Source organism: Caldibacillus sp. 210928-DFI.2.18 (genome assembly GCF_020554505.1).
Lineage (GTDB): Bacteria > Bacillota > Bacilli > Bacillales > Caldibacillaceae > Caldifermentibacillus > Caldifermentibacillus hisashii.
In genome coordinates, this window is sequence record NZ_JAJCHL010000015.1 from 23,067 (window position 1) to 49,485 (window position 26,419).

A 26,419-nucleotide genomic window follows, 5' to 3' on the forward strand; every position below is an offset into this window, starting at 1 on the left:
CGTTAAAAGCCTGAACGTTCTTATGAATACTTTTGTTATGTTTTGTTCATGAGAACTGGGCTTTTTGTGCACTGTGATTCCTTTTTTCCGTAAGACCAGTGCTAGCCGATTCCTTCAAACCCCGATTATTTATTTATAACTAGTTCTTTTAATATCCTTACAAAAATTTAATCCCGCCCTCTTTCAGTTTGATGACTATTTATTTTTAGAAGTTGATGATAAAAATATCCTTGCAAAATATTTTTATTGGTTATATAATAATTTTTGTCAGCGTTATAAAAAAAGAATATGGGGCATTAGCTCAGCTGGGAGAGCGCTTCGCTGGCAGCGAAGAGGTCAGCGGTTCGAACCCGCTATGCTCCACTACCAAAAACCCTAGATATAATAGGGTTTATTTTAATTTTTGAAGATTGGTTTTTGAATTTCGAAAGACTTCGGATTTGTATTGATTCTTCTATTAATAAAATAAACAGCCCCATTCACCATTTGAACGGAGCTGTTTGCATTTTTCGCTATTTTATAGAATTAACAACATCTCGAAACTTTTCCGCCTTTTGCATTGTAGCGCTCATCTTGGGCTTCGCAGAAAAATTCCTTCCGAGACTTTATTGGTTCGCCCGGATGATGTTTTTCCATATGCTCGACATACGTTTCGTAACAAGGAACACCGACTAACAAACTAAAAAATTGTTTCCGGTATCTTAATACTTTCTTAATCCATTCCATTTTGTTATGCCCCCGCATTGATATTTTCTCTAGGAATATACGAACTTTCATGAAGTTCCAGTCTTTGATTTTTCAGTATTTTAATCCAAATCCGAATGGCAGAAATAAACACCATAATAACAACAAGCATAAAGATGGCGCAAAGGGCTGCATCAATATAATCGTTAAACAAAATTTGTCGCATTTCACCTAAGTCTTTTGCCGGTGCTAACACTTCCCCGTTATTATATGCCTCTTGAAACTTGTTTGCATGAGATAAAAAACCGATTGCCGGATTCGAATGGAAAAGCTTTTACCAACCGGCTGTCAATGTAACAACAAGTAACAAAACTGTCGGGATCAGTGTAACCCATGTATATTTTTTCTTACCCATTTTAAAGAGAACCGTTGTACCAAAGATTAAGGCAATACCTGCGAGCATTTGGTTCGAAATGCCGAATAGCGGCCATAGAGTGTTAATTCCGCCAAGTGGGTCAACTACTCCTTGATATAAGAAATATCCCCAAGCAGCTACACTCAATGCGGTTGCAGTAATATTCGGTAACCATGCTTCGGTATTGGCGAAAGGTTTATATACGGTACCGATAACTTCTTGAATCATAAAACGGCAAACCCGTGTCCCTGCATCAATTGTGGTCAAAATAAACAATGCTTCAAATAAAATGGCAAAATGGTACCAGAATGCCATTAATGCTTTCCCGCCGATTACTTGGGAGAAAATTGTTGCCATTCCAATCGCAAACGTTGGTGCACCACCTGTACGGGATAGAATGGATTCTTCTTCAATATGATTACTAATTTCAGTTAACATATCCGGTGTAATGGTGTAACCCCACTCTGAGATTGTTGTTGCTGCGGCCGTCACATCGGTACCAATAACCGCAGCCGGGCTATTAATTGCAAAATAAATACCCGGTGTCAGTACACAAGCTGCAATCATCGCCATAACCGCAACGAATGATTCTGTCAACATGGCACCATAACCAATTGGACGCGCATGAGATTCCCGTTCAATCATTTTCGGTGTTGTACCGGAAGAAATTAAGGCATGGAAACCGGATACGGCACCGCAGGCAATGGTGATAAATAAAAACGGAAATAAATTGCCTGAGAAAACCGGACCTGTACCGTTGATAAATTCAGTTACAGCAGGCATTTGCAGATGTGGCATGGCAATAAAAATTCCAATCGCCAAACCGACAATCGTTCCAATTTTTAAAAATGTACTTAAATAATCCCGCGGAGCAAGCAGCAACCAAACCGGTAAAACGGCTGCCACAAACCCGTAAATAATCATCAAAATGGCAATCGTTTCTCCGCTTAAATTGAATATGGCCGAAAGTTCCGGATGTTGACCGATATATCTACCAAATACAAGTGATAAAATTAAAAGAATAATACCTAATGCAGTGGCTTCACCAATTCGCCCCGGTCTGACGAATCGCATATAAATCCCCATTAAAATCGCAATCGGAATCGTTGAGGCAACCGTAAATAATCCCCATGGACTACCAACTAACGCTTTAACAACAACAAGGCCAAGTACGGCAAGCAAGATAATCATGATACCTAAAATACCAACCATGGCAATAATTCCGGTTACTTTTCCCATTTCATCTTTAATCATTTCACCGAGGGATTTCCCATTGCGTCGTGTCGAAGCAAAAAGAATAATAAAATCTTGAACAGCTCCCGCCAGAACAACCCCTACAACGATCCAAAGGGTTCCCGGAAGATAGCCCATTTGTGCTGCTAATATAGGTCCGACAAGCGGTCCTGCACCGGCGATGGCTGCAAAGTGATGGCCGAACAAAACAACTTTGTTTGTCGGTACAAAGTCCTTCCCATCATTATTAATTTCACTATGCGTTTTGCGATTATCATCCAGTTCAAAGACCCGTTTTGCCATAAATTTACTGTAAAAACGATAGCCAATCGCATAAACGCAAATCGCAGCGGTGATCAACCAGATGGAGTTAATTGATTCCCCTCTGTTTAAGGCTAAAATACCAAAACTCACCGCCCCCAGTGCAGAAATCAAACCCCAAATAACAATTGATTTAATCGCCTTCATTCACTTTCACCCACCTTTACAATATTTTGATATCGTCCATTGTTCAGAATTATACCACCCATTAAAATATTAGTATAATATGTTAATTATAATGATTATTGGATATTTATCTAAAAGTACGATAATTTATAAAACATAAAAATAGCACTCTTATATTTACAGAGATTTTCGGAACATCAATTGATAAAACCGTAGAACTTTATGTAGAAACATTTAAAGTCAATCCAAGATTAATCAAAGTAGAATCACTCATTGTGCTCCAATTCTTTCTCAACTATTTAACCTCATTTTTAAATTGCTTCGGTGTAACCCCTGTATATTTTTTAAAAACTCTAATAAAATGGCTTTGATCGTAAAAATTTAATAGACTGGCAATGTCAGACATGGAGTAAGATGTATAGGATAATAAATTTTTTGCCTCATTCACCTTTGCAGATTGAACATATTCACTAATCGACATTCCCACCTCTTTCTTAAACAATGTGGAAAGATAACTCGGATTCATCGCTACAATTTCCGCCAGTTTTGTGAGTGTGATTTCTTCATAAAGATGGGTAAAGATATAATGTTGACAAGCATGGATGTTAATATTAGGTGAAATATAAAAATCTTTTTAAAGGGTGGGAGTTATGGCGGAATACATAAAAGAAATAAGACAACTTATAGGATCCAGACCATTTATACTAGTTGGCTCAACTATAATTGTTATAAATGATAAACAAGAGATATTGTTCCAACACCGTTCAGACACAGAAGAATGGGGACTTCTAGGCGGGGCAATGGAACTAGGCGAAAGTTTGGAGGAAACTACCAAACGGGAATTACTTGATGAAACAGGGTTAAAAGCAAGAAAATTTAAATTCATTGATGTGTTATCGGGAAAAGAGCTTTACTTTAAGTATCCTAATGGTAATGAAGTGTATAACGTTATATGCGTTTACCTAGCCGAAGAAGTTTATGGTGAATTGTCGATGGCTGATGGAGAAAGTATTGATTTAAAATACTTCTCACCACATCACACTTACCTTCTAATCTTGATGATAGAGCGAAATTAATTATTGAAAAACACTTTAGATAATATCTGTTTCGAACATAACAACGCTTGGAAAATTGCCCAAGCGTTGTTTTTTCTGCTAGTTTTATTGCTAATTCGTGTTCGATAGCTATTATTTTTTACATTGATTGAACTGCTTAACTTCTGGACAGTCTTTTCTAATTCCCTAAATCGGGTCATTATCATTTATATAGTGTTACGAACCATATTTATTTAGTTCTCCAATGGGCTAAGATTTATCGTTCTGTTTGTTTGTTCATGTCACTCTTTCTATTGACCACTTTACCATATCTTCCCAAAACATTTGAAATCAGACCTCTTAGTAAACAGTTAGAATACAAATATTTACATGAAGTAAACAAATTGTTGACTTGAATATGAAAAATTGGATATCATATAGTTTAGGGAGGAATGTAGAATGAAAACAATTTTTGAGGAAATTGGAGAAAAAATAATTCATTACATTGAAAAACATCAAATAAGTCAAACAGAATTTGCTGAACGAATTGGTGTTTCCAAACAAGTAATGAGCAAGATTGTTAAAGGACAAAAGGCCACAAATATTGAGGAAATAAAAAAGATTGCAGATGTCATGAATATTTCTGTCGATGAACTAGTTCACCATGAATCAGAAACGAATGTCATTGAAGATCCCATACTATTTATGATGAATCAAACAGAGAATGCAAAAATAAGGCATCACCTTCAATATTTAGACTACGTCATGGATGAAATGATTGAATTGGAAGAACTAAAAAAAACAAGGAGCATCGACCGTGACTAAGATTTCATTTTTAACAGAACCAGAGATGGAAGAAATTGAATTGAAGGCAAATGGAAAATTGAATGAACTTCATAAAACTTCAAGGATACTTGGTAAAGAGGTTTTTAGTATAATTAGAAAAGAAGCCATCCTCTTGCAATCCCCATTTTCAGATGAAGAATTGTGTGCATTTGTCTGTCAAAAAAAGGGTCGTTTATTTGTTTATATAAATAGTCAAATACCTACAGATAAACAGAATTTTGCAGCCGCCCATGAACTATATCATATTTGGTTTGATAAAGAATACCTTATAAATCCCCAAATGTTAGAGAGTAAAATATTAAATGACGAAACAGACAATATACGAGAATTACGGGCGAATTTATTTGCAGCCATGCTATTAGTTCCAAAACACGTATTAGAACAGGAATTGTTATTTTTAGATATCCAAAAAAATGCTATTACCGCTAATCAAGTTGTTGAATTGTCTCATGTTTTCCAAGTTCCATATAAAACGATGGTTCGGAGACTTTTTGAAATAAAATTTATCGACAAAACTCTAATGGAACAATTATGGAAAGAACCAAACGTTGAATTAATTCGTAAAAAATTGCAATTAGACAGTCCAAAGGTTGAAAGACCAATTATTCATTATGAAGGTTTAGCCAAAGATGCATGTGATCTCTATCAAGAAGGACTTATATCCCCCAAAAGATTGAAAAATCTATTATCTCTCATTAATAAAAAACCTGAGGATTTTGACATCGATTTACCAAATAACCTCCCAACAGAAGATGAAATAGATAAACTGTTAGAGGAATTAGATGAATAATTCAAACACATACATTTGGCCAGTTGCCATACTAGATGCAGACTTTGCTATTAAGGTTGGGAGAATAAAGAAGTACAATATACTAGAAGATATACTGCCAAATTATATTGGTAAGCTACTGATTCATGAGTATGTATATGAAAATGAGGTATTATCGCCAAGAGGAGCAAAGAATCAGATTGATGCCCTAATTCAAAAAAGTCGTGCAGAAATTGTTAATGAAGAGACAATAGCTAAGATGGGGAAGCTAGCATTAACCATTTACGAAAATACAATTGAAAAGTTGAGACGAGTAAAAAATACAAGAGAAAATGGAAATCATTGGGGAGAAATCGTGTCGATTGCGTTTGCCCAGACAGTAAATATTCCCTACTTTCTTTCAGATGAAACGGGTCAACAATCATTCATTAATGAGAACTTTTCATCTCCTATTCAAGTCGTTCGTATTGAAGATTTAGTTCGAACAATTAAAGAAACAGGAGGGAAAAGAAAAGATGCATTATTAATTTGGACAATAGCTGGATATGGTAAAGAACGCTTTAATGATGACTTATGGCCGCTGGAGTAAGCAAACTGTTACTCTTGGCCTTGTCAATTTTTATTTTTAATAAATTTATAACATAATTTAATTTCTTTGTAATTTGTACGTTTTTTAAAAACCCTTACAATATATTTTATCTTTTAATTTGCCATGTTTAGGAAAGTCGTATTAAGGCATTTACTAATTTTTTTGGTTGTCAACTGTCAAACTTCCAAACCCTCCCCCAATTCAATAAGTTGCTTTGTTTGAAATTTTTATCACAAGTGTTTATACTACAGTAGTGTAAGGCAGATTGTTCTATTATGAACATTCCTCGTCGAATTTTTCCTTTTGGCTTTGTATGGGAAACAGCTGAAGGGAAATACTATTTATTATAAAAAAAATTGGCATGGGGTGATATTAATGAGTAAAAAAATTGCTGTAGTTCTTACTGATGAATTTGAGGATATTGAATATACATCCCCGGCTCAAGCGTTTAAAGAAGCCGGCCATGAGTTAACGGTTATTGAAACAGAAAAAGGTAAAACCGTTGTCGGAAAACATGGGGAAAAAGTTCCGGTTGATGCTTCCATCGATGACGTAAAACCTGAGGACTTTGATGCACTCTTGATTCCGGGCGGCTTCTCCCCTGACCTTCTACGTGCCGACGACCGCTTCGTTCAATTTGCGAAAGCATTTATGGATGCGAAAAAACCGGTATTTGCGATTTGTCATGGACCACAATTACTAATTACTGCAAAAGCATTAGAAGGACGGAAAGTGACCGGATATAAATCGATTCAAGTCGATTTAGAATATGCTGGTGCAAAATTTGTTGACGAAGAAGTTGTAGTTTGCTGCAATCAATTGGTCACAAGCCGTACACCGGATGATTTGCCTGCTTTTAATCGAGAAGCTTTGGCTTTATTGGAAAAATAAAAAATAAATGAATAGAGGTTATCCAACAAGTGCCTACCGTCCTCTAATTGAACGGGATATAGAATTTTATCTATATACTTGTTGCATTTAGGGTAATAAGTTCTTATGTTTGGGTAGCCTCTTTTGGATTTATCGAGAAATTAGTTACATCAAAATTATTCCCTGTTTTTAAAAATTATAAAAATTTACTTGCATTAAGTTAGTTTGGTTTAGCTAATGTTCGGGTCATACCTGAACTATAATATTTTCGTTCAATAATCTGATAGAGAGTTTTAAATTAATTTAACTTGATAAAACACATATTTATATGAAATTTTTATGAACAAAAAGGCAATACGAAATCATTTGTGGTGATTTTGTATCGCCATTTTATTCATCTATATTTTCTAGTCTTATAATTTAGGACTTTTCCAAAATATATTTATTTTTGATTTAACGCTAATAATCCTCGCTCAATAATTAAATCAATCGGGTCAACCTGTGACAAGAAAATCCCGGCTTGTGGAATCTTCTCTCCTATTCTATTTATCAGCCGTTCTCTTATATATCCAATATTTTTCAAAACACCGCCTTGTAACACCAAAGTAAATGGAGTCTCAATAATATTGGATCGTAATAATACAGTATGAAGAAGGTCATATAATTCAGTAACTGCTTGATCCAGTATCTTTTTACTAACCGGATCACCTTCCTGACATGCTTTTTCCACGACTTTAGCTAATCGGCTTACTTGATCAACAGAATCGGTTTCTTTATAAACCCAATTGTAGAGTTGTTCAATATCACTAAATTGAAGGGAATGTAATATTTTTTCAGCTAAAATGGTTTGTTTTTCCCTTCCATCAAACATCCGAAAAACGGATCGAATTGCTTCCTTGCCAATCCAGTATCCACTCCCTTCATCACCAACCTGGTAGCCCCAACCACCAGCGCGGACAATTTTCCCATTTCCATCATGCGCAAAGGAAATAGATCCTGTTCCCGATATAAGAAGTGCCCCAGGTAAATTTTTTGTCGCACCCAACAGGGTCGCATAACCATCATTTTCAACTATAACTTTGTCGATATTTAATTTCAATGTTTCAATAACTTTCATGACAGTTCCTTCAACAAGTAATTGGTCTTTTTCTGTATCTAGTCCTGCCAGTGCAAAAACCGCACAGTGGAATTTATTGATATTATCGATCTTGTCTGACCGAAGACAGTTAATCGTCTCCTGAATCACAGTATAGAGAGAATGAAATGTCCTCTCCTCTCCAACAACATGATAATTCGATCCTTCTGTTTTGGCTTTACTTATTATATTTCCTGAACTATCTACTATTACTGCAATTGTCTTTGTCCCGCCACCATCAATTGCTAGCAGCGGGAATTTATTTGTAACATTTTCAACCATTTGCTTTCGTCCATTCAGTTACGATATTTTCAACCAACTCGTGTGCTTTTTTAAGAGTAGCATATTTTTCATCTAGCCATTTTTCTAATAATTTTTGTTCTTCATGTCTTTCTTTGATAGTTTTTTCCATTCTTTCTCGGCTAGGCCCACCTTCTACTGTTCTAATTTTAACAAAGTGTTCTGGACTGAGCGCCTGGATAAATTCTTCCTCTGTTAAATTTAATTTGCGACCAATTATTTTTTCAGCATGTTTATTTAATAAAGACAATGTAAAATCTTGGATTGATTCTTTCTTCTGGGCGCTTAAGTCCCTAACCGTCGCACTTACAATTTCATGAGCCTTCCGGAATGAAAGATGATTTGTTCTCACCAATGTATCAGCCAATTCTGTTACATTAGCAAAACTCTCCTTTGCTCTTTTCAAAAGTTTTTCTTTATCGACCTCCATAGTCAAAAGAACACTGGATAACAGTTGATAATTGTTTTGTAATGCTTCAATTGCTTTCCACATATATGGTTGCATATCATCTTCTGTATCTACAATATCCCCGAATGGGGTGTTATGCATCATTGTTAAAACGGTTTGTGCGTTTCCAGCAACACTTGATAAAAGAGCACGCATATGTTCAATTGAAACAGGATTGCGTTTTTGCGGCATAATTGAACTAATTTGTACATAAGGGGCAGATAATTTGATTGCACCAAATTCCTGTGTACCCCATAGTAGAAAATCTTGGATTGATCGACCAAGATTAATTGCGGCCAATTGAATAACAGAAGCGATCTCTCCTATATAATCGGCTCCAGCCACAGCATCCCATGAATTATCAATCATTCCTTCAAACCCAAGTAACTCCTGCATTCGCTTCCTGTTAACTGGAAATCCTGAGGTTGTCAATGCAGCTGCTCCCATGGTACTTCGGTTTAATCGTTCATATGCTGCATGAAATCTAGTAATATCCCTTGTTAATAAATCAGTCATCGCATTGAAATAATGAGCAAGAGTTGTTGGTTGAGCCTGTTGAGTATGGGTGTAACCAATCATAATTGTATCAATATATTCATCAGTCAATGCAATTAGAGAATCACGAAATTTTGTTGCAATTTCAATCAATTTTAATAATTTTTGCCGAAGAGTTATCCGATAAATGGCGATTCCCATATCATTTCGGCTTCTTGCAATGTGAAGGTTACCGGCAATTTCTCCTGCTTCTTCAATTAAAAAATGTTCAATCTGAAAAAATAAATCTTCAAAAGAAGGATCATAAGGTACCTTTTCAATTTCATTCACGTCTATCTTTTTGATTGCCTTGACAATTTCCACAGCCTCTGCTTTTTGAATAATTCCTTCCTCCACTAGCATAATCAAATGAGCAAGATGGATTTCAATCATCGGCTTAATAAATTGTTTTTTTGCATTGTCGAATGCTGGTTGTAAAACAATGTCTTTATAAGTTTGTGAAGGAAATTTAGTTCCTTCCCGTTCCATAATTTGATGAAGATGTGATTCTTTCAATGGAAGCAGTCCTTTCATTTACATATTTAGTAAACATAGAGATTTTTTACAATTTTTAAATATATTTATGAATTCCCTCAAATTTACTTATACTGGGCTATTTACAAGTTTCCCTTCCAATTTTCTTGATACAGCCAACACGATTATAATAAGAACGATTTGTAATACCCCGTATGCACAAGCAGTCCCAAATTGGAAGGCATACATTTTTTGAAATATAGCAACGGACATCGGCATCGTTGAAACACTATAAATGAGAATCGATGCAACGAATTCACCTAACCCTTGAACAAATGCTAATAATGTTCCAGCTAAGATACCCGACATCGTAATTGGTAAGATAATTTTTCTAAATGAATACCACCAGTTTGCACCTAAGCTTCTCGCCGCCTCTTCTATAGATTTATCCATCTGGACAAGACTTGCAGAAGTTGAACGGAAAACAAGAGGTAATTGTCGAACAAAATAGGCGAGTGGTAAAATCCAAAATGTCCCAATTAATACTTGATTAAAACTAAATGCAGTCGGTTCACTAAAAGCAGCAATTAAATTCACGGCCACAACCGTACCAGGCAAGGCCCACGGTACCATAATTAGTATATCCATCAAGGTTTTTCCTTTGAAGTTTAACCGAACCATTGCATAAGCTGCTGCAACACCGAATATGATATTTCCAATAACCGCAACTGTACTCATCTTGATACTATTCCAAATGGGTCTCCAAGTTTCAGAATCAGTAAATAGATCAATGTAATGTTGTAAGGTGTATGTAGTTGGGATAATTTGAACCGTCCATTCTCCGTCAACTGAAAACGAAATCAATGCTATAACCAATATCGGCAACATCAAAATAATGACACCAATCATTGACAAGAACATTGAGAAATATTTCATAAAGGCTGAACGGACCTCTGTCCGATGTACCCCTATCCCCTTGCTTTGATTCTGATAGTTCCTTCTATTTTGGTACCAACGCATTATAATTAGAAACAAAATGGAAACAACCGATAGAATAGTAGATTGTGTCGCTGCCATATCTAAGTTTCCATTTGTCCGGGAAAGATAGATTTGCATCGTCATTGTCCGTTCAACTCCAAACATAAGCGGTGCAGTGTAAGACGCCATTGAAATCATGAATACGAGTAATGAAGAAGCAACCATCGCCGGAGTCAACATCGGCAAAATAATTTTCAACCAAATTCGAAAGCGACTAGCCCCCAAACTAGTTGCAGCTTCTTCAAGAGATGGATCTAAATCCTTAATAGCTGCGGATGCAGTTAAATAAAAGTAGGTGTACATCGTAAACGTATGCACAATGATCACGCCAGGAATCCCGCTTAGAGCAAATGGGACTTCATCCAACTTGAACAGTGCTTGGAATGCCCTTGGAAAGATGCCGCTTTCCCCGTACAAGAATGTAAATGACAATGATCCAATAAGTGGTGGCAACGCCATCGGAACGAGTACAAGTATGGATAAAATTTTTCTGCCAGGAAAATCATAACGTTCCAAAAGAAATGCCATTGTAACCCCAACAACTGCACAGGTAATCACGCTGATAATAGAAATATAGACACTATTGAACAAAGCTTCCATATTAGCATTACTTTCCGGATTGAAGAATCTAGCATAATTTTCCATTGTAAATCCATTTTCACCAACAACACTTTGCATAAATGTTTTATATAATGGATAAATGACATAAGCTAATAAGATTAAAAACAATGGAGAAATTAAAACATAGACAAAGTATTTTGATTGAGTTAATCTTGTCCAAGTACTTAGTTTATTCATCTGATTGGTTCTCATGTTCTCACCACTCTTCACCTAAAAAGTAAATTCCATTTTCTGGTATATGGAATGTCAAATTTTCCCCACGTTGTAAAATATTGGAACCTTTATTAATAATCATCATGCTAATTTCATTAGGACCAACCTTGACAATATAGTTGATACTCACACCAGAAAACTCAACTAACTGGATTTCACCTGTCATTTTGTTTGGTCCATCGCCTTCCAAGATTATTTCTGGACGAATCGATAATTTAATTATTTTTCCTAGTGTAAAATTGGTATTTGGTGCAGCGTTCATTTTATTGCCATGTAACAAAATACCATCAGAAAGCTCTACTTCAACATCATTTCCGTTAACGGCTTTTACTTTTCCTTCTAAAATGTTTGATTCACCAATAAACGAAGCAACGAATGGATTAGCTGGTTTATTATAAATTTCCTGTGGGGTTCCTATTTGTTGAATTTTCCTTTTATTCATAACCATAATTCGATCAGACATTGCCATTGCCTCATGTTGGTCATGGGTTACATAAATTGTCGTAATACCAAGTTCGACTTGAAGACGCTTGATTTCTACTCGTGTGTCTTCTCGAAGTTTTGCATCGAGATTGGACAGCGGCTCATCAAGAAGTAATATATCTGGTTCAATGACAATTGCTCTGGCAAGTGCAACTCGTTGTTGCTGCCCCCCAGATAATTCAGTAATTTTTCTGGAACCATAACCATCAAGATGGACAAGTTTTTGCACCTTTTCTACTTTTTCTTTTATGACTGACTTCGATAGCTTTCTCACTTCTAAACCAAATGCTATGTTTTCAAAAACTGTCATATGTGGAAACAATGCATAATTTTGAAAAACCATACCAATATTTCGTTTATTTGGCTGTAAAAAAGTAACATCCTGGTGATCAAAATAAATTTTTCCGTTTGTCGGGTAATAAAAGCCAGCAATCATTCGCAGTGTTGTTGTTTTTCCACATCCACTCGGCCCCAGAAATGTAAAAAACTCACCAGATTGGATATCAATGTTAATGCCGTCCACACCAACTGCATTCCCAAATATTTTCGAAATATTTTCTAGACTAACGCTTTTCAAAAATAACACCTCACAGAAATGTAGAACAGGGTGAACCAATGTCACCCTGCCTGTATTAAATTAATTTTGACCTTTAATGTTTTCATCCCAATATTGCATCCATTCCATTTCTTTTTCAGCCATTACTTTCCAATCAAGCGGTAATTCTTTTAACTCTAACTCCTTATACCAATCTGGCATAGAAGCAGGATCAATATCTGTACGGGATGGAATTTGATATAAATCTTTTGACAGTTGAGCAATAGTTTCCGGATCAAATAAGAATTCATAGAAAAGCTTAGCATTTTCTTGGTTCTTACTACCTTTCACGAGACCAACTGCATCCACAAGAATTGGTGCCCCACTTGATGGGAATACATAGTCAAATGGTTGGTTGTTTGAATATTTTTGAATTAAAATATCTTGAAGATTCCATAGAGAGACAACACCTTCTTGACGTGCCAATTTTAAGTAAAGGTTTGTCGGATCTTGGGTATATTCTTTCGTATTAGCATCCAATTTTCTTAACCATTCATAACCCTTTTCAGGATCTTTTGGATCTTGACGATAAATCATGGCCGAATAAATCGTACGCATTGTACCCGAAGGCAATACCCCACGAATGATAATTTTGTCCTTCCATTTTGGATCGAGTAAATCATCCCAATCCTGTGGTGCTTCTTTTTTAGATAATACATCACTGTTAATCATAAATACTTCTGCAAGAAGCATTTCCCCATACCAGCGACCTTCAGCATCTTTATGCTCCGGTTTTATTGCACTATCAAAACTAGGTTTATATGTTTCTAGTAAATCTTCATTAGCAGCTTGCATAAAGGCTGACTGTGTTCCACCCCACCAAAAATCTGCCTGGGGATTCGATTTTTCAGCACGGACCCGTTCTAAAATTTCTTGTGCACCCATTGTCAATACATCCACTTGAATATCAGGATATTTTTCATTGAACATTGCCTTCACTTTGTCAACAACGGTTTGATCACGTGCAGTGTAGATGACAAGGTTACCGGATGGCGACTTATTTCCACCAGTTTTTTCCCCTTTATTTGTGTCCGTTTTGCTTGTTTCATTTCCACCACTACACGCTGTCAAAACAAGCAGCATAAAAATGATAATAAGACTTAATACACCTGTTCTTTTCAAATTGACCCCTCCTATTTATTGTTCGCTAATTTATGTTTAAAGCCGGTTGTTTGAAATGATTCAATGCTAAATGAACAGCACCGTATAAACCAGCCTTAGAACCGAGTTTTGTAATTTTCAGATCCGGCAGTTTCGGAACATAATTTTCTACAATTGATTTAAAAAGATTGAAAGATTCCTCATTCATGTATGCTAACTCCCCGGATAAAATGACCATCTCTGGGTCAAGAATACTTATGATATTCACTGCTGCTTTAGCCCACTCTTTTATAACTTCATTCAAAATTTCTTTAATCTTTAAATTATGGTCATGAGCTTGCATAACTTGTATGAGTGAATCGTCCTGTTTAAATTCAAGATATTCTTGTTTTAACATCTCACTAATTCCAAACCGACCATAGGTTGCTTCAAAAATCCCCATATTCTGTCGAAAATTACTTTCATTACCGATAAACATGTAGCCAATTTCCCCTGCAGCAGTATGACTTCCCTTATAAAATTGACCATTAATAATGATACCGCTACCAATCCCATTACCAATAAACAAATAAACAAGATTTGGTATGTTAAAACCTGAACCTTTATAATATTCACCGATAGTCATTAAGTTGACATCATTTTCTATTATAATCTGCATATCAAGCTTTTTAGATAGCATATCTTTCAAGTTGATATCTCCCCAATCAATAGAAGGGGAATAATCAATTTTTTGATTTGGATCAACCGAAATGCCGGAAATTCCTACTGTCATTCCTAAAACCTTGTCAATCTTGATTTTCTGCGAGTTTAATATTTTTCGAACCCCATTTTCGATTAGGCTAACAATCATTGAACCCTCTGTCGGCGGTGTGAATGTCAATTGTGTTATATCTACCAGCTCACCATTCATGTCCCCCACAGTAATGAAAATTTTATCATCCTCAACCAGCACACCTAGTACATAATTGGCTTTCGAATTATATTCAAGAAGTATCGGTTTTTTCCCGCCACTAGACGGACCTAGTCCTATTTCGATAACCAAACCTTCTTCAATCAACTCCTTAACAATTTCAGAAACAGCCGGTTTACTTAATTTCGTCCGCTTGGAAAGATCAGCTCTGGACTGTTTCGGGAATTCCTTCAATTCATTAATGACTAACTCCCTGTTTAAGGATTTTACTAACTGGCGACTGGCTTTTCTCGGTTTATTCACGAAAAATCCTCCAAATAAATTAAAATTATGTAATATTCTGAACAAATATAAAAAATTATATATTTATATTTAAAATTTTTCCTTCTTAGTTAATGTTTGTTAGTAATTTTAACTAACTATATAGAATTATATTTTAAATACTGGAATTAGTCAATCTCTTTTAAAAAACATTTTTATAATTGTCCCATTTTTTTAAAAGTATACTTAATGTAGGTGAAAGGTGTTACAAGGATGAGTACCCGAAAGTAACTAACATAATACTTTCGGGTTACTCATATTTAATTACTCCACCCCGTAGCTAATTAAATTTGTAAAGATACGGTAAGCACCAGGTACTTGGTTTTCCATTTGCCGGTAAAATACTAAATTCGTATATAAATAGGTTCCATTACCGTATTTGGCCATTAAAATACCACTTTCAAACGGTTTTTCATTTGGATCCGCCATGCTGATAAATGTTTCATATTTTTCATCCCACTTCATTGGGAAATACAGACCGCGTTCTTGAACCCAATTTTCCCAATCGCCTTCAGTAATTTTGTTCGGATAGTTAAATAATTTATGATCCGGTTTTTTTACAGTAACAGTTGCATTTTCATCAGTTACTCGATAACGAATGGAAGGAGTTCCAATTTCAAGTGGATATGGTGCACTCTTCTCACTATTCCATTTGTCTTCCGGTTTATGATATTGAACAACTAGGTGACCGCCATTTTTTACATACTCGAATAACTTTTCATTATTCTCTAATAGGTCATCTCGTGATAAATAAGCTCGAATTCCTGTTATGATCGTATCATATTGAGACAGATCTCCTGTTGTCAAATCTTTCTCTGACAGTTTTGACACATCAAAGCCTGCATTTGTTAAATAGTCAGCAACTTTATCAAAGCCACTTTCAACGTAACCTATTTTCAGATTTTCAGGTTTTAATAATTCAAAAGCAACGCCATCAATCCTTGTCGGATACAAATAATAAGAATGCTTTATATGATCATAAGAAATTTCTTGTACTGTTGTAGTAAAAGTTTTACCGTCAGCCACAGCTATTGCTTCAATGGTGAAATTACCTTCTTTGAGATCAGCTGGGGGCTTTAAATTGAATGTTACTTCTTTTTCATCGTTTCTCTCCTGCAAAGTTACCTCTTTCTGGACAGGATTAGTTTTCCACCCTTGCGGAAGATTTAGTTTCACAGTTGCATTTTTCTCACCTTCAAAGTAACTTTTTACTTTTACAGTAACTGGAATGGACTCTTGTACATCCGCTGTGTTAACAACAATATTTTGCGGGTTGACAGCAATGCTCAAATCTGGCACTACTGCAATCGTTTCATCCAATCCAAAAACTTTTTCTGTTTGAAAACCATTTTGCTTGTAGATTACTTTACTTTGGATGATTGATTCAGCATAGGGATTGAAATACTCTTCATCTTTAGGAACTTGTATTTCATATGTGAAGATTTTTGTCTCGTTCGGTTTTAATTTTGTAAAACTTTGCTTTTTAACATTTTTCCAATCCGTGGGTACCAATAATAAGGCTTCCACATGATTAAGTATCTCTCTTCCATGGTTAGTCAAAGTTATCTTAACCTTCGCTGTTTCACCACGGGTTAATACATTGGAAGAAATTTCAGTCTTCACTTCTAAATTGGAACTAATAAAGCTTAGTTCTTCTAATTGTTCTTGTTTAGTTTCAAGTTTATAAAGTAAATCCGTTTTTAAACCATTATCAAATTTGGATTTTTCTGTTTTATTAATTAATCTTTCCACGTCTTTTAAAGCTTTTTGTGCTTCAGGAAAAATTTTTTCACGATTCGGATACAGTTCAACCATCCTATCCAGCCGTTTTTGGAAGTTTTTTAATTGAACTTGTAAATTACCCTTTGGTACGATGATAGCCCATTCAGTAAAATTATACGGGATACCTTTAAATAAGTCCGGATTATTTGCCGATTCGATTGCATTGACTAACTCGATTTTAAATTGCCGTGGTTCAGCTGGTATTTCACTCCCCATCCCTTGACTTTTATGCATAAATCTTGATTGTTCGCCAAGTTGTGGATAAGTCATCCCATAAATTGGATTAATCATACCAATTTCAATTGATTCTGTTTTTGTTACATCTGAAAAAGAATCAGCTGGTAAATATACTTTCTTAATTTGCCAAGGTGTCAATCCTTCAATGAAATGCTCTGGAAATACGTTTGGATCTGCTGCATCGCTAAATGCCTTTTGAGAAAGAATAGAGATTGCTCGATGATGACCGTGCTGGCTGTCAACATTACGGAACGATGGCATGACGATATCCGGCTTATATGTACGGATAAAACGAATCAAACGTTCGTAAGTTATTTCTTCTCCCCATTTTTCTAGTGTTTCATCCGGTGACTTTGAAAAACCAAAATCATAGATTGCATCAGACGGTTCCTTACTGAGATGATAGGCTTTTACTCCAGTAATTTTTGCTGCCTCAATCATCTCATTGGAACGAATAATTCCCAGTGCATTCCCAAGTTCACTTCCAATTTCATTCTGTCCGCCCTCACCTCGATTGGCGATTAGGCTTGCTGTTTTTACACCAAGCCCCCTAGAAAGATATGCAAGAAAATCACTTCTTTCGTCATCCGGATGTGCTCCGGTGTTTAGGAAGATCACTGTTGTGCTTAGCGGTTTTAATGCATTCCAAAGCTCTAAATCATGTTTTTCATTGGTCTCAGCCATCCCATTAACATAAATTGGTGATACTGTAGCTAGAATAATAACCACAGCCAAAATTTGTTTGAAGACTCTTCTCATTCAAATAACCCCTTTCATTTTTTATAAAAGCAATCATTAATCCCTCCCTTGTAGCATTTACTAATCAAAGTGAGAAAATATTTTTTAAGTTAGTTAATCTTACTAACTATATGAATAATACCATAATTTTATAATTATTTTAATATTACCAAAGTATTGTTTTTTTTCTAGGACTTTTTTAATATCCTAAAGATATATTTAAATTTTTCTTTTTTGTTCAATCGATACCTTGGTCCTGACATGACTCTACGAGAATTGTTTAAATTATAAGCACTTCCCAATTTACTTATTAATATCAAATTTTTCTAAGTAAAAATTTTAGTCATTATTTCCTATCAAAAAAACCTACTTATATACACAGAGATATTTGCAATATTACATAACTTTTTTGCAATGTTATTATAGAAATAACTAATTATTGAAAATCCAAGTTGTTTTAAAAAACGGATTACTTAATCCATTGTATGAGCTTAACTTTGTAGTATAAGTTTACGAAATAGAGTTGATTGTGACTGTTCTCGGAAAACCTATTTTTGTTTATATATACTTTAAAAGAAGATGACATGAGCGCCAATTTGCCATCTTCTTTTATAGCTGTACTAATACCGCTTTGCTTTTTTTCTTGAGGAGTCCGCCTTTTTCCTTCCTGTTTCCCTCGACGTTGTTCCTTGCCCTTCCGTTTCCGGTGAATTTAAACCAATTGTTGATGGATCTGCTTTTCTTTTGGACACATGATCACCTCCAAGTATAGTGTTCCTTAAAATCATCTTCAGTATGTTTTTACATTAAACCTAATATTCCGCCCTTGATTGTTTCCGGACAGTACACATACTTACCTTTATATTTTTCGGTTATGCCCCATCGCATTGGATCGTATTGGAGCCTAATTGAGACAAGCGGCTATAGCGGTTAGATGTCGCACAGTGGTTATTCCACATCATATTGAAGCCAAATTTAGCTGATTCCAAGATTTCCCACTTCAATTAGAAAATTAATTTGTGCAGAAATTTTTTGTTGACTCAAGATAGGGATGTAAAAATCTTTTCGAGGAGGAAATTTTGTGAAACTGGCTGCACATGAATTACACGATTTGAATGAACTAACGATGAGCTGTGTGAATTCGATAACCAATATGGCTTACATGCTTCAACATGTCCAAGATCCCGAATTGAAAGCCATATTGGAACGTCATTTTCCGCTACATATCAGGGATTATAATATGAAGGTGGAGTTTCTAAATCAAGCGACGGGTGCCCATAAGGAGTTGCCGTTACTTAAAGAAAACACAACACTTGAAGACTTAACGAGTTCAAATTTAAGCATGTATCCACCGGTTCAGCCGAGAACGGTCGTGGAGAATTTTAATGACCGGGAAATGGTAACTGCCTACCTGTTAACCTTAAAACGAGCCGGACGAGAATATGCTTGGTCGGCAATGGAAATGGCGAATCCGGAAATTCGGTCGTTTTGCCAAACTGCTTTTATGATGAGTTGCTCCCATGCCTATGATGTTTGGCAGTACATGGCAAAGAAAGGTTACTACCCATTGGAACCGGCAGATTCAACGATGACGCTTAAGATAGGCGCTATGTATCAAGTTGTACCGGAAGATATCCCGCAATTCCAGCAATACATGAGTCAACATGAGAACCCGACAGCAGGAGAGAGTGATCAGTTATATCAATAAAAAATCAAGGTCAAACCCAATGAAGCCATTGGCTATTTTTATGGACAAAGAATAGTCTGAAAATATGAATTTATATGTCAAAAAAATCGTCTCATGTCCAAAATAAGCATTTGAATCCAAACAAGAGACAGTATTTGAATCTGAAAAAGTGGCAGTAAGAGACGTCTCTTCAACAAAATAAGTGTTTGAAAACGAAATATTTCTGAAGAAGAGGCGCCTCTATAAACACTTAAGTATAAAAACGTTTACCTCAACAAAATAAGCATTCGAGAACGCAAAAGTGACAGAGTAGAAAACCTCTTTACCAATAGACCCCTTTGTAACGAGGCCACTGAAAAACATTTCGAATAAGTTCACTTGCTCATATATAGTAGGATAGATCACAAAAATACGTTCAAATATGGTGTTAAGCAAGTAATCCTATTATTATTTAGCACTTTTTCAGTGGCCTCCTTAATATCCGCAAAATCGTCAAAGAGAATTTGTCTCCCCAACAAAATCAGGCAATTCTTCTCGGATCAGGATTAATTTCTCCGGCAGATAATCATCTATCGTCTATAAATTTCTTAGGGTTAAACAATAGGAAGATGATCCAAAAAGTTTTGATAGGCAAAGCCACGGACTTCCTCTTCTTTATAGTACTTGAGCAGCTTTAAAATCAGGTTCTGTGTCATCCCCGTATTTTCCAAACCTTTTACTTTATGAAAAATTCCGTCAAAGTCGGATCCGAGACCAATATGTTTGACCCCGCCTAATGAACAAAAATGATCAATATGTTTTATCAAATCATCAATACTCGCTTTGCCATTTTCTGTAATAAATGGCGGGTTGTAAACGACATGGATAAGACCGCCTTTTTCAAACATCGCTCTTGCCTGTTCATCTGACAAGTTCCGCGGGTGGTCGCATAGTGCTTTTGCATTGGAATGGCTGGCAATCGGGTAATCTGCCAACTCCATTACATCCCAAAACCCTCGCTCTGATAAATGAGACACATCGGTAAATACTTTCCTTTCATTATTAAGATGAACAATTTCTTTTCCAAACAATGTCAAACCCCTGCCCCGCGGTTCCCCGGCACCATCTGCAGCTAAATTGGCATTATTCCATGTTAAACCAACCGACATAACACCTAATTGGAATAAAGTTCGCAGCTTTTTCAAGTCATTACCGATTGCATCAACCCCTTCCAACGTTAAAAAAGCACCGATTTCCCCATCCTGTAAATGATTAAAGTCAGACCAAGATTTTAAATGTTTCATTTCCGAATTTTTTCTAAGTACCTCTTCATAGAAGTAATCAATCTGATCTAATGCTTCCTGGAATTTTTGATCAGACTCCAAATTCGGCTCAATAAAAATCGCAAAAGCTTGAATTTTTATCTTCCCTTTTTGTAGTCTAGTTAAATTTGTATCCAATTCACTACTATTTCGAAAGGATAATGTTCCTTTTGCTTCTGATAATTTCATTAATGCATCACAATGAAGATCAATGACTTCCATTAATTAACCCTCCATGCTTTCCTTAAAGTTGATTAAGTAGGTTTTCTTTCGAGCAGATTCAAAAAGTCAGGAAAAATAGTTTTTGTCTTGCTTATGAAAAAGAAATGCTCCGGTACTCAGAGGTTAGTAACCGCAAACTTTTAACCTTCTTTTTGAACATGCCAGATGAGACACCCTTTCTTTTACATTTTTTTTGATAAATCATATTCCTAAATTAGGCTTATCGTCAACAAAAATTTTTTAAAACCAACATATAGAATAAACTTTTTTGACAAGGGCGATAATGGATATTATATATTTCAACAAGAGGAGACGTATATGAATTTGCACATTTTCCATTGGTTTTTACGTTTTCCGTATGTTGTTCGGTTATTATTTATCGTGATTTTTATATTAATTGCCTTTGGTACGATCATTCATTTTATTGAGCCGGATAATTTCCCCTCCATTTTTGACGGGATTTGGTGGGCAATCGTTACAACTTCGACTGTTGGATATGGTGATTTTGTACCCGGAACAGTGAAAGGTCGAATCATTGCCATGCTACTAATTTTTTCCGGTGCCGGACTCGTTGCTTCTTACTTTGCTGCCATTGCTTCAACCACTGTTAAAAAAGAAAATGCCGTAATAAAGGGAACAGCTCAAGTCCATTGGAAACATCATTTTATTATTGTTGGTTGGAATGAGAGGTCACGGGAAATTATTCAATCCTATAAAAAAAATCATCCGAATCAATCGATCGTTTTGATTGATTCCACCTTAAAAGAAAGTCCGTTTGCAAAGGGAACAAATGTCCTTTTTATAAAAGGAAGCGCAACGTCTGATACGATCTTGCACCAAGCGAATGTGAAAGAAGCGAGTCTTATCTTAATCACAGCCAACCCAACAATGTCGGAATACAGTTCGGATATGAATACGATATTATCTATTGTGGCCATTAAAGGGTTGGTCCCGCAAATTTATTGCATTGCAGAAATTTTGACCGATGAACAAGTGATTAATGCAAAAAGAGCCGGTGCCGATGAAATCATCCAATCAAATAAAATAGTAAGTGCAGTTATGAATCATACCATGCTTTCTCACGGCATATCGGATGCTATTTTAAATTTACTCGACACGTACCACGGGGTAGAACTAACTTTTATTGAAGATAAAAGTTTAAGTGGACATACGTTTGAATCTGCAGTTAACATTTGCCTAGAGGAACGAAAAATTCTTCTTGGTTTTAAAAGGGGAGAAAAAACAGAAATCGCTCCTGCAAAAGAAACAGTATTGTTACCGAGCGATCAATTGTTGGTAATTGTTCGTCAGCAATAATTTTTTCGGAATTGACACGTCCAACATTGGTAAGGGGAAGTCGTTATCCCCGACACATGGGGCACCCCCAATCTATCTTAAACCCTTAAACTTGGGGGCTTAGCTTACGGGGATTTTAAAAGATTAAAATAGGGCCTTCTGTATCAAGAAAGCCCTTTTGTTTAAAGAAAAATCGATTTTTCAGTTAAGAATTTAATACGGATGCCGTTAGGATAACTTGATCCGCTGCTTGCACTTTTCCGGATAAAATCGGTTTTTCAATTTTCTCCATTTTATCCGTATTTGTTATGATAATTGGAATGATTGTACTTTTTGCCTTTTCCTTAACCAACTCCAGGTCAAATGTTACAAGAACATCGCCAACTTTTACTTTTTCTCCCTGGCTAACATGGGCATTAAATCCTTCACCATTCATAGCAACTGTTTCCAAGCCGATGTGAATTAAAATTTCAACACCATTATTGGTTTTAATGCCTATTGCATGTTTTGTCGGGAAAACTTGAATTATTTTTCCATCCACAGGCGATACGATTTTTCCTTCTATTGGTTCAATCGCAATTCCATCCCCCATCATTTTTTCTGAAAAAACGGGGTCAGGTACATCTTCTAATTTCACGATAGTACCTGAAGCATATGCTTTTAACTCTATCGTTTTCGGTATGGTTGTATTCTTGCTGAAAAATTTTTTAAACATAGAAATCCTTCCTTTAAATCACAAGTGTTTTTATTGTTTAGAGAATGTTCAAAAAGTTTAAAGAAACTTCGTAAGCTTGCATCCGATATTCCAAGGATGCGCTTTCTCCTTATTGTGAACACGTACTTATTATTTTATCATAACATAATTGTATCCGTACCCAAAATTCTTGTATTTTTTAAGGAGCCACGCCAATATTTTACCTAAAAAAATGAAAACCGAATACATTGATTTATCGCATCCGGTTTTCCCAATAATATCGACATGTTGACACAGATAATTAGGCAACCATCTTACCAGTCTATATATTACGACTGCAAACGTTTTTCCAATTCAGCTTTCTTTTCTTCAAAGCCCGGTTTGCCAAGTAAAGCGAACATGTTGACTTTGTATGCTTCAACACCCGGTTGGTCGAATGGGTTGACACCAAGTAAGTAACCACTTATAGCACAAGCCTTTTCAAAGAAGTAGACTAAGTAACCGAATGTGTAGGCATCCATTTGCGGAATTGTCACAACTAAGTTTGGTACATTTCCGTCTGTGTGGGCCAAAATCGTTCCTTCAAAAGCTTTGGTGTTGACAAAATCAACTGTTTTTCCGGCCAAGTAGTTTAAACCGTCCAAATCGTTGTCTTCAGCTTCAATCACCAATTCATGGCGAGGTTTGTCCACTTTAATGACTGTTTCAAATATGTCGCGACGGCCTTCTTGCACATATTGACCTAAAGAGTGCAAGTCCGTTGAAAAGTTTGCCGAAGAAGGATAAATTCCTTTTTGGTCTTTTCCTTCACTTTCACCAAATAGTTGTTTCCACCATTCAGCGAAATATTGTAAACCCGGTTCATAATTAATGAGCATTTCAATGGTTTTGCCTTTATTATATAAAATATTACGGACGGCAGCGTATTGATAAGCCAGGTTTTCTTCCAATTCCGAGCTGGCAAAATCTTCACGTGCTTTGGCTGCTCCCTTCATCATCTCTTCAATATTGACGCCACTTACGGCGATAGGCAGAAGTCCGACCGCAGTCAATACTGAGTATCTCCCACCAATATCATCCGGTACAACAAAGGTTTCATAGCCTTCTTCCGTAGCTAAAGTTTTCAAAGCGCCACGAGCCCGGTCTGTTGTTGCATAGATCCTTTTTCGTGCTTCATCCACTCCGTATTTTTCTTGTAAAAGTTTACGAAAGATCCGGAAAGCAATAGCCGGTTCCGTCGTTGTACCGGATTTTGAAATCACATTGATGGACCAGTCTTTCCCCTCAAGTAAATCAATCACATCCGTTAAATAACTGGAACTGATATTGTTTCCGGCAAAAATTACTTGCGGAGTACCACCGCGTTTTTCTTTTGGCATAGCATTGTAAAAACTATGATTCAACATTTCAATGGCTGCACGGGCGCCGAGATAAGAACCGCCTATTCCGATAACGATCAATACATCGGAGTCGTTTTTAATTTTTTCTGCTGCTTTTAATATCCGGGCAAATTCTTCTTTATCATAGTTAACCGGCAGATCAATCCAGCCGCGAAAATCGTTGCCGGCACCGGTTCCTTCATGTAAGGCATGGTGTGAAACTTTTACTAAATCTTTCATTTGCGTTAATTCATGTGGTTTAAAAAACGATAACGCTTTTGAATAATCAAATTGAATATGTGTCATGTCAGAACTAACCTCCTGTAACTTCTTATTCTATTTTACTCTAGCGAATGAAGATGGAATTGGCAAGCTTTGGAAGAAAAACGGTATGTATTGTTAAAGAATTGTCAAATTTATAAGCTTGCCCGATAAATTGCTTCTGTATCTTCTGCATTTAATCTCGTGAAATTGCCATATTCCCCGTTTTTCATAGCCCGGTTCACAAGCAGGTCAATTTTGCTGTCGTCAATGCCATAGTCGGACAGGCGGCTTGGAGCACCGATGCTATTCCAAAATTCTCGTAATTTTTCAATCCCTTCAAGTCCGACTTGTTCATCGGATTTTCCGGTTGGATCGACCCCAAATACGCGTACGGCCAGTTGTTTGAAGCGTTCCGGTTTTACGTGTAAATTATGCTTCATCCAGTTCGGGAAAAGAATCGCTAATCCCCCACCATGTGGAATATCATAGACAGCTGATACGGCATGTTCGAGATTATGCGTTGCCCAGTCACCGCGGAAGCCCATTTGCAGCATCCCGTTTAACGCCATCGTTCCACAGTACAAAATCGTTTCCCTGTACTCGTAGTTTTCCAAATCTTTGAGCAATTTTGGTGCTGTTTCCATCACTGTTTGTAAAAGTGACTCACACATCCGGTCTTGCAATGGCGTATTTTCATCTAGGTGGAAATAATGTTCAAATGTGTGGGCCATCATATCCACAACACCGTAAATGGTTTGATTTTTCGGAACAGTGAATGTATTAACCGGATCTAGGATTGAAAATTTTGGAAAGACAAGTGGCGAACCCCAGCCGTACTTTTCTTTTGTCTCCCAATTTGTGATTACGGATCCGGAATTCATTTCTGATCCTGTTGCCGCTAATGTTAGTATTGTTCCAAAAGGTAGGGCATCTGATACAGGCGCTTTTTTAATAACAAGGTCCCACGCATCACCGTTATATTTGCTGCCTGCCGCAATCGCTTTTGTACAATCGATGACACTGCCACCACCAACGGCTAAAAGAAATTCAATCCCTTCTTTTTTACAAATATCGACTCCTCTTCGAACCGTTGAGATTCTTGGATTCGGTTCAACACCGCTCACTTCATAAATTTCCGCGTTGATATCATTCAGTATGCCGACAACTTGATCATAAAGACCATTTTTCTTAATGCTGCCGCCGCCGTATACAAGCAGCACTTTTTTTCCATATTTCGGGACTTCATCTCGTAGTTTTTCTACTGTTCCCCGACCGAATATTAACTTTGTCGGATTATAATATGTAAAATTTCTCATATCAATCGCCTCCTTATTTTCCATTATAATATAAAGTTTTACCAAGTTATATTAAGTTTTTTTTACTTCACATGCATAGATTTTCTATTTTTTCACCATTCTATTAATGAAATGATTTTTTACTATTGGAGGGATAATTATGAGCGGTTTACAGCGAATCGCACTATTGTTAACCATTATCGGAGCAATCAACTGGGGGCTAATCGGTTTATTTCAATTTGACTTGGTGGCCGCAATCTTTGGCGGACAATCTTCGTTAATTTCTCGTATTGTTTACAGCCTTGTTGGTATTGCCGGGTTAATTAATCTTGGTCTCTTGTTCATGTCAAATGGAGAAGTAGAACGTTCCGCTGAACCAAGAACAACCAGATAATATCGTATCTGAAAGTTAAGAAAAGCGCAGAGCGCCCGCTTAGCGACGTACAAACTGGAGCGCCCCGCAA

21 protein-coding genes, 1 tRNA gene and 2 pseudogenes are annotated in these 26,419 nt (G+C 36.3%); 9 read left to right on the forward strand and 15 right to left on the reverse strand.

All coding sequences use genetic code 11. From position 1 onward, the window contains the following. Positions 1-290 precede the first annotated feature (290 nt). Positions 291-363 (forward strand) — tRNA-Ala (locus LIZ98_RS05315). Positions 364-525: 162 nt separating this feature from the next. Here the strand turns inward: LIZ98_RS05315 and LIZ98_RS05320 are convergent. The 3 genes and pseudogenes from LIZ98_RS05320 to LIZ98_RS05330 all read right to left on the reverse strand — a co-directional run. Next, positions 526-726: a YbdD/YjiX family protein gene (locus LIZ98_RS05320; protein ID WP_034771975.1), complete on the reverse strand. Its 201-nt coding sequence runs from the start codon at positions 724-726 to the stop codon at positions 526-528. Between the two features lie 4 nt (positions 727-730). After that, positions 731-2,800, reverse strand: a pseudogene (locus tag LIZ98_RS05325) (carbon starvation CstA family protein). Positions 2,801-3,074: 274 nt separating this feature from the next. Next, positions 3,075-3,383, reverse strand: a pseudogene (locus tag LIZ98_RS05330) (helix-turn-helix domain-containing protein); the annotation flags it as partial. Between the two features lie 46 nt (positions 3,384-3,429). Here LIZ98_RS05330 and LIZ98_RS05335 point away from each other — a divergent pair. From LIZ98_RS05335 to LIZ98_RS05355, 5 genes are all read left to right on the forward strand, one after another. Beyond that, positions 3,430-3,855 (forward strand): NUDIX hydrolase, encoded by a 426-nt coding sequence (locus LIZ98_RS05335; protein WP_227139152.1) that lies wholly within the window; start codon positions 3,430-3,432, stop codon positions 3,853-3,855. 417 nt (positions 3,856-4,272) lie between these two features. Continuing rightward, positions 4,273-4,638: a helix-turn-helix domain-containing protein gene (locus LIZ98_RS05340; protein ID WP_052480297.1), complete on the forward strand. Its 366-nt coding sequence runs from the start codon at positions 4,273-4,275 to the stop codon at positions 4,636-4,638. A gap of 25 nt (positions 4,639-4,663) precedes the next feature. Next, entirely contained in the window at positions 4,664-5,449 is a 786-nt protein-coding gene (locus LIZ98_RS05345; protein ID WP_152617983.1) for an ImmA/IrrE family metallo-endopeptidase, read from the forward strand. Then, positions 5,442-6,017 carry a PIN domain-containing protein gene (locus LIZ98_RS05350; protein WP_041847905.1) on the forward strand — a complete coding sequence of 192 codons (576 nt, stop codon included), beginning with the start codon at positions 5,442-5,444 and terminating at the stop codon, positions 6,015-6,017. Before LIZ98_RS05345 ends, LIZ98_RS05350 begins: the two co-directional genes overlap by 8 nt. 375 nt (positions 6,018-6,392) lie before the next feature. Next, positions 6,393-6,908 carry a type 1 glutamine amidotransferase domain-containing protein gene (locus tag LIZ98_RS05355; RefSeq protein WP_041845257.1) on the forward strand — a complete coding sequence of 172 codons (516 nt, stop codon included), beginning with the start codon at positions 6,393-6,395 and terminating at the stop codon, positions 6,906-6,908. A 421-nt stretch (positions 6,909-7,329) separates the two neighbouring features. Here the strand turns inward: LIZ98_RS05355 and LIZ98_RS05360 are convergent, their stop codons facing one another. The 8 genes from LIZ98_RS05360 to LIZ98_RS05395 all read right to left on the reverse strand — a co-directional run bounded on the left by LIZ98_RS05360 (position 7,330) and on the right by LIZ98_RS05395 (position 18,569). Beyond that, the gene (locus tag LIZ98_RS05360; RefSeq protein ID WP_108898524.1) at positions 7,330-8,304 is read right to left on the reverse strand and encodes an N-acetylglucosamine kinase; all 975 of its coding nucleotides are present in this window, start codon (positions 8,302-8,304) and stop codon (positions 7,330-7,332) included. Further along, positions 8,297-9,838 carry an argininosuccinate lyase gene (gene argH, locus LIZ98_RS05365; RefSeq protein ID WP_043988439.1) on the reverse strand — a complete coding sequence of 514 codons (1,542 nt, stop codon included), beginning with the start codon at positions 9,836-9,838 and terminating at the stop codon, positions 8,297-8,299. The genes LIZ98_RS05360 and argH overlap by 8 nt, the downstream gene beginning before the upstream one ends. Before the next feature lie 69 nt (positions 9,839-9,907). Beyond that, a complete protein-coding gene (locus LIZ98_RS05370) occupies positions 9,908-11,629 on the reverse strand; it encodes an ABC transporter permease (protein WP_043988437.1) in 1,722 nt (573 codons plus the stop codon). A 4-nt stretch (positions 11,630-11,633) separates the two neighbouring features. Then, positions 11,634-12,710, reverse strand: a complete 1,077-nt coding sequence (locus LIZ98_RS05375; RefSeq protein ID WP_227139151.1) for an ABC transporter ATP-binding protein — start codon at positions 12,708-12,710, stop codon at positions 11,634-11,636. A gap of 60 nt (positions 12,711-12,770) precedes the next feature. After that, positions 12,771-13,811, reverse strand: a complete 1,041-nt coding sequence (locus tag LIZ98_RS05380) for an extracellular solute-binding protein (protein ID WP_375293568.1) — start codon at positions 13,809-13,811, stop codon at positions 12,771-12,773. 64 nt (positions 13,812-13,875) lie between these two features. After that, on the reverse strand, positions 13,876-15,042 hold the full coding sequence (locus LIZ98_RS05385; protein ID WP_041901980.1) for an ROK family transcriptional regulator: 1,167 nt from the start codon (positions 15,040-15,042) through the stop codon (positions 13,876-13,878). A gap of 282 nt (positions 15,043-15,324) precedes the next feature. Then, positions 15,325-17,838 carry a PIG-L family deacetylase gene (locus LIZ98_RS05390; protein WP_227139149.1) on the reverse strand — a complete coding sequence of 838 codons (2,514 nt, stop codon included), beginning with the start codon at positions 17,836-17,838 and terminating at the stop codon, positions 15,325-15,327. A gap of 599 nt (positions 17,839-18,437) precedes the next feature. Beyond that, positions 18,438-18,569, reverse strand: coding sequence for a YuzL family protein (locus LIZ98_RS05395; protein WP_082035185.1), 132 nt, complete (start codon positions 18,567-18,569; stop codon positions 18,438-18,440). Between the two features lie 329 nt (positions 18,570-18,898). Between LIZ98_RS05395 and LIZ98_RS05400 the strand changes: the two genes are divergently transcribed. Continuing rightward, positions 18,899-19,525 carry a spore coat protein gene (locus LIZ98_RS05400; protein WP_216407536.1) on the forward strand — a complete coding sequence of 209 codons (627 nt, stop codon included), beginning with the start codon at positions 18,899-18,901 and terminating at the stop codon, positions 19,523-19,525. Between the two features lie 572 nt (positions 19,526-20,097). On the opposite strand, the gene LIZ98_RS05405 is transcribed toward LIZ98_RS05400, so the two are convergent. After that, positions 20,098-21,027: a dipeptidase gene (locus LIZ98_RS05405; RefSeq protein WP_041847902.1), complete on the reverse strand. Its 930-nt coding sequence runs from the start codon at positions 21,025-21,027 to the stop codon at positions 20,098-20,100. 318 nt (positions 21,028-21,345) lie between these two features. Here LIZ98_RS05405 and LIZ98_RS05410 point away from each other — a divergent pair, with 318 nt between their 5' ends. After that, entirely contained in the window at positions 21,346-22,344 is a 999-nt protein-coding gene (locus LIZ98_RS05410) for a potassium channel family protein (protein ID WP_227139148.1), read from the forward strand. 184 nt (positions 22,345-22,528) lie between these two features. On the opposite strand, the gene LIZ98_RS05415 is transcribed toward LIZ98_RS05410, so the two are convergent. From LIZ98_RS05415 to LIZ98_RS05425, 3 genes are all read right to left on the reverse strand, one after another. After that, positions 22,529-23,038, reverse strand: a complete 510-nt coding sequence (locus LIZ98_RS05415) for a PTS sugar transporter subunit IIA (protein ID WP_108898529.1) — start codon at positions 23,036-23,038, stop codon at positions 22,529-22,531. Between the two features lie 308 nt (positions 23,039-23,346). Beyond that, positions 23,347-24,702, reverse strand: a complete 1,356-nt coding sequence (locus LIZ98_RS05420; protein ID WP_034772024.1) for a glucose-6-phosphate isomerase — start codon at positions 24,700-24,702, stop codon at positions 23,347-23,349. A gap of 110 nt (positions 24,703-24,812) precedes the next feature. Then, positions 24,813-25,976: an iron-containing alcohol dehydrogenase gene (locus LIZ98_RS05425; protein ID WP_227091595.1), complete on the reverse strand. Its 1,164-nt coding sequence runs from the start codon at positions 25,974-25,976 to the stop codon at positions 24,813-24,815. A 139-nt stretch (positions 25,977-26,115) separates the two neighbouring features. Here LIZ98_RS05425 and LIZ98_RS05430 point away from each other — a divergent pair, with 139 nt between their 5' ends. Beyond that, positions 26,116-26,349, forward strand: a complete 234-nt coding sequence (locus LIZ98_RS05430) for a DUF378 domain-containing protein (protein ID WP_034772028.1) — start codon at positions 26,116-26,118, stop codon at positions 26,347-26,349. Positions 26,350-26,419: the final 70 nt, after the last annotated feature.

Excerpts from the sequence above, each read along its gene's own strand:
- LIZ98_RS05405 (WP_041847902.1), bottom strand. The coding sequence starts at position 21,027 with ATGGAAGTCATTGATCTTCATTGTGATGCATTAATGAAATTATCAGAA.
- argH (WP_043988439.1), bottom strand. The coding sequence starts at position 9,838 with ATGAAAGGACTGCTTCCATTGAAAGAATCACATCTTCATCAAATTATG.
- LIZ98_RS05370 (WP_043988437.1), bottom strand. The coding sequence starts at position 11,629 with ATGAGAACCAATCAGATGAATAAACTAAGTACTTGGACAAGATTAACT.
- LIZ98_RS05380 (WP_375293568.1), bottom strand. The coding sequence starts at position 13,811 with ATGCTGCTTGTTTTGACAGCGTGTAGTGGTGGAAATGAAACAAGCAAA.
- LIZ98_RS05410 (WP_227139148.1), top strand. The coding sequence starts at position 21,346 with ATGAATTTGCACATTTTCCATTGGTTTTTACGTTTTCCGTATGTTGTT.
- LIZ98_RS05360 (WP_108898524.1), bottom strand. The coding sequence starts at position 8,304 with ATGGTTGAAAATGTTACAAATAAATTCCCGCTGCTAGCAATTGATGGT.
- LIZ98_RS05355 (WP_041845257.1), top strand. The coding sequence starts at position 6,393 with ATGAGTAAAAAAATTGCTGTAGTTCTTACTGATGAATTTGAGGATATT.
- LIZ98_RS05340 (WP_052480297.1), top strand. The coding sequence starts at position 4,273 with ATGAAAACAATTTTTGAGGAAATTGGAGAAAAAATAATTCATTACATT.
- LIZ98_RS05390 (WP_227139149.1), bottom strand. The coding sequence starts at position 17,838 with ATGAGAAGAGTCTTCAAACAAATTTTGGCTGTGGTTATTATTCTAGCT.
- LIZ98_RS05345 (WP_152617983.1), top strand. The coding sequence starts at position 4,664 with ATGGAAGAAATTGAATTGAAGGCAAATGGAAAATTGAATGAACTTCAT.
- LIZ98_RS05430 (WP_034772028.1), top strand. The coding sequence starts at position 26,116 with ATGAGCGGTTTACAGCGAATCGCACTATTGTTAACCATTATCGGAGCA.
- LIZ98_RS05415 (WP_108898529.1), bottom strand. The coding sequence starts at position 23,038 with ATGTTTAAAAAATTTTTCAGCAAGAATACAACCATACCGAAAACGATA.
- LIZ98_RS05420 (WP_034772024.1), bottom strand. The coding sequence starts at position 24,702 with ATGACACATATTCAATTTGATTATTCAAAAGCGTTATCGTTTTTTAAA.
- LIZ98_RS05335 (WP_227139152.1), top strand. The coding sequence starts at position 3,430 with ATGGCGGAATACATAAAAGAAATAAGACAACTTATAGGATCCAGACCA.
- LIZ98_RS05320 (WP_034771975.1), bottom strand. The coding sequence starts at position 726 with ATGGAATGGATTAAGAAAGTATTAAGATACCGGAAACAATTTTTTAGT.
- LIZ98_RS05425 (WP_227091595.1), bottom strand. The coding sequence starts at position 25,976 with ATGAGAAATTTTACATATTATAATCCGACAAAGTTAATATTCGGTCGG.
- LIZ98_RS05350 (WP_041847905.1), top strand. The coding sequence starts at position 5,442 with ATGAATAATTCAAACACATACATTTGGCCAGTTGCCATACTAGATGCA.